Here is a 5,230-nt window from a genome sequence, read left to right as displayed (position 1 = left end):
CGGCGCCCCGCGCCAGAGCGACAGGGCGGCGCGCAGTGACGCGGCGGCGCGTCCCGGATCGCGCTCGGCCCGGCCCGCTCGCACCAGACGTTCGAACTCCGCCGCGTCGACCTCCCGTGCCGGGACGTCGAGCAGGTAACCGGCCGGATGCGACATGACCGCGTCCCGCAGTGCTTCGTGTAGCTCGCGCCGGAGCCGCGACACCAGGGAGTGCAGCGCCGCCGCCGGGTTCAGCGGCGACTTCTCCCAGAGGTCGTCGACGAGGCTCCCGGCGGCGACCACCCTGCCGGGTTCCAGGGCCAGCCGGATCAGGAGCGCGCGCAGGCGCGCACCTCTGATGTGGGCCCCCTCCACGTGCAACGGCCCGAGAATCCGGATTCGCATGGTTCCCTCATTGTCGCGGAGGGTTTTGCCAGGTGACTCAAATGATCTTGTAACAACCGGGCGCCTTTACATTGTAGATTCATAGTAGGATCACCGTGATGAACACGCCCGCCGTCCCCGAGCGGGACACCCCCGCGCGGCCCGAGCGCGACCCCTACCGGGTGTATCTCGACGCGCTCCAGAGCCCCGAGTCCAAGCGCACGATGAAGGGCTGCCTCGACCGCATCGCCCGCCTCATCACCGGCGACCCTGAGGCGACCGGCGCCGGACAACCCTGGGAACTGCTCCGCTACGAGCACACGATCCGGCTGCGCACGCTGATGCGGGAGCAGGGCTGGTCGCCCGCCCACGTCAACAAGCACCTGGTCGCTCTCCGCCGCGTGCTCAAGGAGGCGTGGCGGCTCGGCCTGATGAGCGGCGAGGACTACCAGCGCGCCGCCGACCTGCCCGCCTACAAGCACACCCGCGTCCCGGCGGGACGGCATGTCGAGGCCGAGGCGCTGGCGGCGGCGCTCGAGGTCTGCGACGGCGACCACTCCCCCGCCGGCCGCCGCGACGGCGCGATGCTCGCCGCGCTCTACTCCACCGGCTGCCGCCGGGCCGAGATCGCCGGGCTCACCCTGGCCGACTTCGATCCCCACGCCCGCTCCCTGCGGGTGCGCGGCAAGGGCGACAAGGAACGGCTCGTCTACCTGACCGCGGAGGCCGTCGAACGCCTCGACCTCTGGCTCGCCGTACGCGGCCGGGCGACCGGCCCTCTGTTCTGCCCTATCAACAAGGGCGGGCGGCTGCGGCCGGCCCACATGACCGGCCAGGCCATCGCCGACATCGTCTCCCGCCGCCTGGCCGCCGCCGGGGCGTCACCGCGGACGCCGCACGACTTCCGGCGCACGTTCATCGGCGAACTGCTCGACGCCGGGGTCGACCTCGCCACCACCCAGGCCCTGGTGGGCCACGCCTCCCCCGCCACCACCGCGCGGTACGACCGGCGGCCCGAGCGGCGCCGCCGCGAGGCCGTCGACCGGCTCCGCGTCCCCGGCGCCGCCCGCTGAGCGCGGTCTTGAGGCCGACGAGTATTTCCTGGCAGAACGGGTGCCGCCAGCCGTGGGGCGGCGGTGGTCGGCGTCCCACACCAGGCCGACAATGAAGGACTTCTTGGTGGCCGGCGTGCGGGCGGACTCGTTGAGCGGGTAGCCGATCTCGCGGGCCGTCCGCAGAACCTGCGTCCTGGTCTTCGCGTTCACTACCTCCGGATTGTCGAAAACGCGGGAGACGGTTGCCGGGGACACGCCGCAAAGGCGTGCCGGCTCTCTGATCGTTGCCACGGATCAAACGCTGTCGCATCTCGCTGCAACCGGTTTCATGTAACCGGTTTCGCAGAAATTACGCAATCTCGGGAAGTTTGTCAAGATGGCAGAAAACTTCATCGGCGTTACGTTTTCGTAATTTGACATCGCGTGCTGCTGTTATGTCTTATGGCGGGCGTATCGGTCGATTCGTTGCCGCGGTTCGACCGTCGCATCTCGCAGCCACCCCTCCTCCCTGCCAAGGAGTTCACGGTGTCTGCTTCGAAACTTCGTCTGCTCGTGGGTGTGCTCGCCGTCGGCGTTCTCACCGCCGGCTGCGGCGGCTCGTCCGGCTCGTCCGGCGACGGCCCCGTCACCCTCACCCTCAACCTGTTCGGGAACATGGGGTTCAAGGACCTGTACGCCAAATACGAGGCCGCCCACCCGAACATCAAGATCGTCGAGCGTACGTCGGCGTACAACGACCACCACCGCAACCTGGCCGCCCATCTGGCGACGGGCAGCGGCGCGGCGGACGTGGAGGGCATCGACACCGGCTTCATCGCCCAGTTCAGGGCACAGCCGGAGCGCTTCGTCGACCTGCGCAAGCACGGCGCCGACGGGCTCAAGGACCGGTGGTTGCCGTGGAAGTGGCAGGCGTCGGTGGCCAAGAACGGGGCCCAGATCGGATACGGGACGGACGTCGGCGGCCTGGCCATGTGCTACCGGCGCGACCTGTTCGAGAAGGCCGGCCTGCCCACCGAGCGCGACGAGGTGAGCAAGCTCTGGCCGGACTGGGCGTCGTACTTCGAGGCCGGCAGGAAGTACACCGCGAACAAGCCGGAGGGCGCCAGCTTCTTCGACGGCGGCGCGCAGATCTTCAACGCGATGATCGGGCAGGCCGAGACCGGCTACTACGACGCCTCCGACCACGTGGTCGTCGCTACCAACCCGGTGGTCCGCTCGGCGTACGACGAGGTGCTCAAGGCCGTAGCCGACGGTGAGTCGGCCAAGCTGGTGGGCAGTTCCCCGGCGTGGAACACCGGCTTCGCCAAGAGCCAGTTCGCCACCATCGCCTGCCCCGCCTGGATGCTCGCGAAGATCCAGGACCAGGCCAAGGCATTCGCCGGCAAGTGGGACATCGCGGCCATCCCCGGCGGCGGCGGCAACTGGGGCGGCTCCTACCTGACGGTTCCGGCGCAGAGCAAGCACGCGAAGGAGGCGGTGGACCTGATCACCTGGCTGACGGCTCCCGAGCAGCAGATCGAGGTGTTCAAGGCGCACGGCATCCTGCCTTCGACCGTGGCGACGTACGAGAAGCCCGAGGTCAAGAACCTGAAGAACGCCTTCTTCAACGACGCCCCGGTCGGGCAGGTCTTCACCACCGCCGCGCTGAACCTGAAGCCGCAGTACCAAGGGCCGCGGGCCGGCGACATCCAGACCGCCATCCGCGACGCGATCAACCGAGTGGAGGAGGGCAAGCAGGACGGCCCGCAGGCCTGGGAGCAGATGCTCAAGGACGTCGAGCGCATCGAGCAGTAGCCGCCCAGCCAAGCCGGGTGACGGCGGGAGGTAAGAGCCCGCCGTCACCCCTTCCCCCGGGATGGACCCATGCCCCTCGCACGATCCGGGCCACGGCGCCGCTGGGCCTACCAGCTCGACGTCAAGGGCTCGCCGTACTTCTACATCGCCCCGTTCTTCCTGCTGTTCGGCGCGGTGGGGATGTTCCCGCTGCTGTACACCGCGTACGTCTCGCTCACGAACTGGAACCTGCTGGAGCCCACCCGGCACTGGGTGGGGCTGGCGAACTACGCCGAACTGCTGACCGACGATTACTTCTGGAACGCGCTGTTCAACACCGTCAGCATCTGGCTGCTGTCCACCGTGCCGCAGCTGCTCGCGGCCCTGTTCATCGCGCACATGCTCAACCGCAGCCTGCGTGCCCGCACGTTCTTCCGGATGGGCGTGCTGCTGCCCAACGTGACGTCCATCGTCGCCGTCACGATCATCTTCGCCCAGCTCTTCGGCCGCGACTTCGGCATGGTCAACTGGGCGCTCGATCTGGTGGGACTCGACCCGGTGGACTGGCAGGCGGGCACCCTGTCCTCGCACATCGCCATCTCGCTCATCGTCATCTGGCGGTGGACCGGCTACAACGCGCTGATCTACCTGGCCGCCATGCAGACGATCCCCGAGCATCTGTACGAGGCCGCGACGCTGGACGGGGCCGGCCAGTTCACCCAGTTCCGGAAGATCACGATCCCGATGCTGCGGCCGACGATCATCTTCACCGCCGTCGTGTCCACCATCGGCGGCTTCCAGATCATCGCCGAGCCGCTGCTGTTCCAAGCCGGCACGGGCAACCCGACGGGAGGCTCGGACCGGCAGTTCCAGACCGTCGGCCTCTACCTCTACGAGCAGGGGTTCAGCCTGTACAAGTTCGGCTACGCCTCGGCCATCGCATGGACCCTGTGCCTGATCATCGTGGTCATGGCTCTGGTCAACTACTCGGTCACCCGCCGGATCAGGAGAAGCTGACGTGACGACGATCATCACCGAGGCGCCCCGGCAGGCGCGCGTGCCCCGCTCGCGGGCGGCCCGCTCCCGCGGCGGGCGCCGCTCGGCCGGGTTCTGGACCTATGCGGCGCTGGTCGCCGTCCTGCTCGGCTCCCTGTTCCCCGTCTACTGGTCGCTCATCGTGGCGTCGCACGACAACGACGCCATCGCGCGCGTGCCTCCCGTCCTGACGCCCGGCGGGCACCTGTTCGAGAACATCGCGCGGGTCTTCGACACGACCGCGTTCGGCAAGGCGATGCTCAACTCCTTCATCGTCTCCGGCTCGGTCACCGTCTCGGTCGTGCTGTTCTCCACGCTGGCCGGGTTCGCCTTCGCCAAGCTCCGCTTCCGGGGCCGGACGTCGCTGCTGGTCGTGGCCATCGCGACCACCACCGTGCCGCACCAGCTCGGGATCATCCCGCTCTACATCCTCATGGCGGAGCTCGGCTGGACCGGCCGGCTGGAGGCGGTGATCGTGCCCGGCCTGGTCACGGCGTTCGGCGTCTTCTTCATGACGCAGTACCTGTCGAGCGCGGTGCCGGACGAACTCCTGGAGGCCGGACGGATCGACGGCTGCTCCACCTTGCGCCTGTTCTGGCACGTGGTGGTGCCCGCGGCGCGGCCGGCCGCGGCCGTGCTCGGGCTGTTCACGTTCATGCAGGCATGGAACGACTTCTTCTGGCCGCTGGTGGTCCTCACCCCGGAGAACCCGACCGTGCAGGTCGCGCTCTCCTCACTGGCCAGCGGCTACACGACCGACTACGCGCTCGTGCTCACCGGCACGGTGCTGGCGACGGTGCCCGTCGTGGCCGTCTTCGCGGCCCTGGGCCGGCAGATCATCGGAGGAATCATGTCAGGAGCGATCAAGGGATGACGGCGACCGACGAACGCCCCGCCATGCCGCGGACCTTTCCCGCGGGCTTTGTGTGGGGCACGGCCACCGCGGCGTATCAGATCGAGGGGGCCGTCGACATCGACGGCCGGGGGCCTTCGATTTGGGACAC

At 68.8% G+C, this 5,230-nt stretch carries 6 protein-coding genes and 1 pseudogene; 5 read left to right on the top strand and 2 right to left on the bottom strand.

Going from position 1 to position 5,230, the window contains the following annotated elements:
- A partial coding sequence (locus tag AB0J39_RS38085; protein WP_363473854.1) for a winged helix-turn-helix domain-containing protein occupies positions 1-384 on the bottom strand: 384 nt, incomplete at its 3' end.
- Between the two features lie 98 nt (positions 385-482).
- Between AB0J39_RS38085 and AB0J39_RS38080 the strand changes: the two genes are divergently transcribed.
- Positions 483-1,436, top strand: coding sequence for a tyrosine-type recombinase/integrase (locus tag AB0J39_RS38080; protein ID WP_363473852.1), 954 nt, complete (start codon positions 483-485; stop codon positions 1,434-1,436).
- A gap of 147 nt (positions 1,437-1,583) precedes the next feature.
- Here the strand turns inward: AB0J39_RS38080 and AB0J39_RS38075 are convergent.
- Positions 1,584-1,709 (bottom strand): annotated as a pseudogene (locus tag AB0J39_RS38075) (LacI family DNA-binding transcriptional regulator); the annotation flags it as partial.
- A gap of 234 nt (positions 1,710-1,943) precedes the next feature.
- Between AB0J39_RS38075 and AB0J39_RS38070 the strand changes: the two are divergent.
- The 4 genes from AB0J39_RS38070 to AB0J39_RS38055 all read left to right on the top strand — a co-directional run.
- Complete coding sequence (locus AB0J39_RS38070) at positions 1,944-3,212, top strand: ABC transporter substrate-binding protein (protein ID WP_363473850.1); 1,269 nt, start codon at positions 1,944-1,946, stop codon at positions 3,210-3,212.
- A 69-nt stretch (positions 3,213-3,281) separates the two neighbouring features.
- Positions 3,282-4,208 carry a sugar ABC transporter permease gene (locus tag AB0J39_RS38065; RefSeq protein ID WP_363473847.1) on the top strand — a complete coding sequence of 309 codons (927 nt, stop codon included), beginning with the start codon at positions 3,282-3,284 and terminating at the stop codon, positions 4,206-4,208.
- A gap of 1 nt (position 4,209) precedes the next feature.
- Complete coding sequence (locus AB0J39_RS38060; RefSeq protein ID WP_150934115.1) at positions 4,210-5,100, top strand: carbohydrate ABC transporter permease; 891 nt, start codon at positions 4,210-4,212, stop codon at positions 5,098-5,100.
- Positions 5,097-5,230: family 1 glycosylhydrolase (locus tag AB0J39_RS38055; RefSeq protein ID WP_363473856.1), on the top strand; the 134-nt coding region annotated here is incomplete at its 3' end. The genes AB0J39_RS38060 and AB0J39_RS38055, both read left to right, overlap by 4 nt.

This window comes from Microbispora sp. NPDC049633, assembly GCF_040675265.1.
Lineage (GTDB): Bacteria > Actinomycetota > Actinomycetes > Streptosporangiales > Streptosporangiaceae > Microbispora > Microbispora maris.
Note: the sequence above shows the minus strand (reverse complement) of the source record. Positions and strands in the feature narration are given on the sequence as shown.

Bases quoted from the DNA above. Each gene is read 5' to 3' on its own strand.
- AB0J39_RS38080 (WP_363473852.1), top strand. From the start codon at position 483: ATGAACACGCCCGCCGTCCCCGAGCGGGACACCCCCGCGCGGCCCGAG.
- AB0J39_RS38065 (WP_363473847.1), top strand. From the start codon at position 3,282: ATGCCCCTCGCACGATCCGGGCCACGGCGCCGCTGGGCCTACCAGCTC.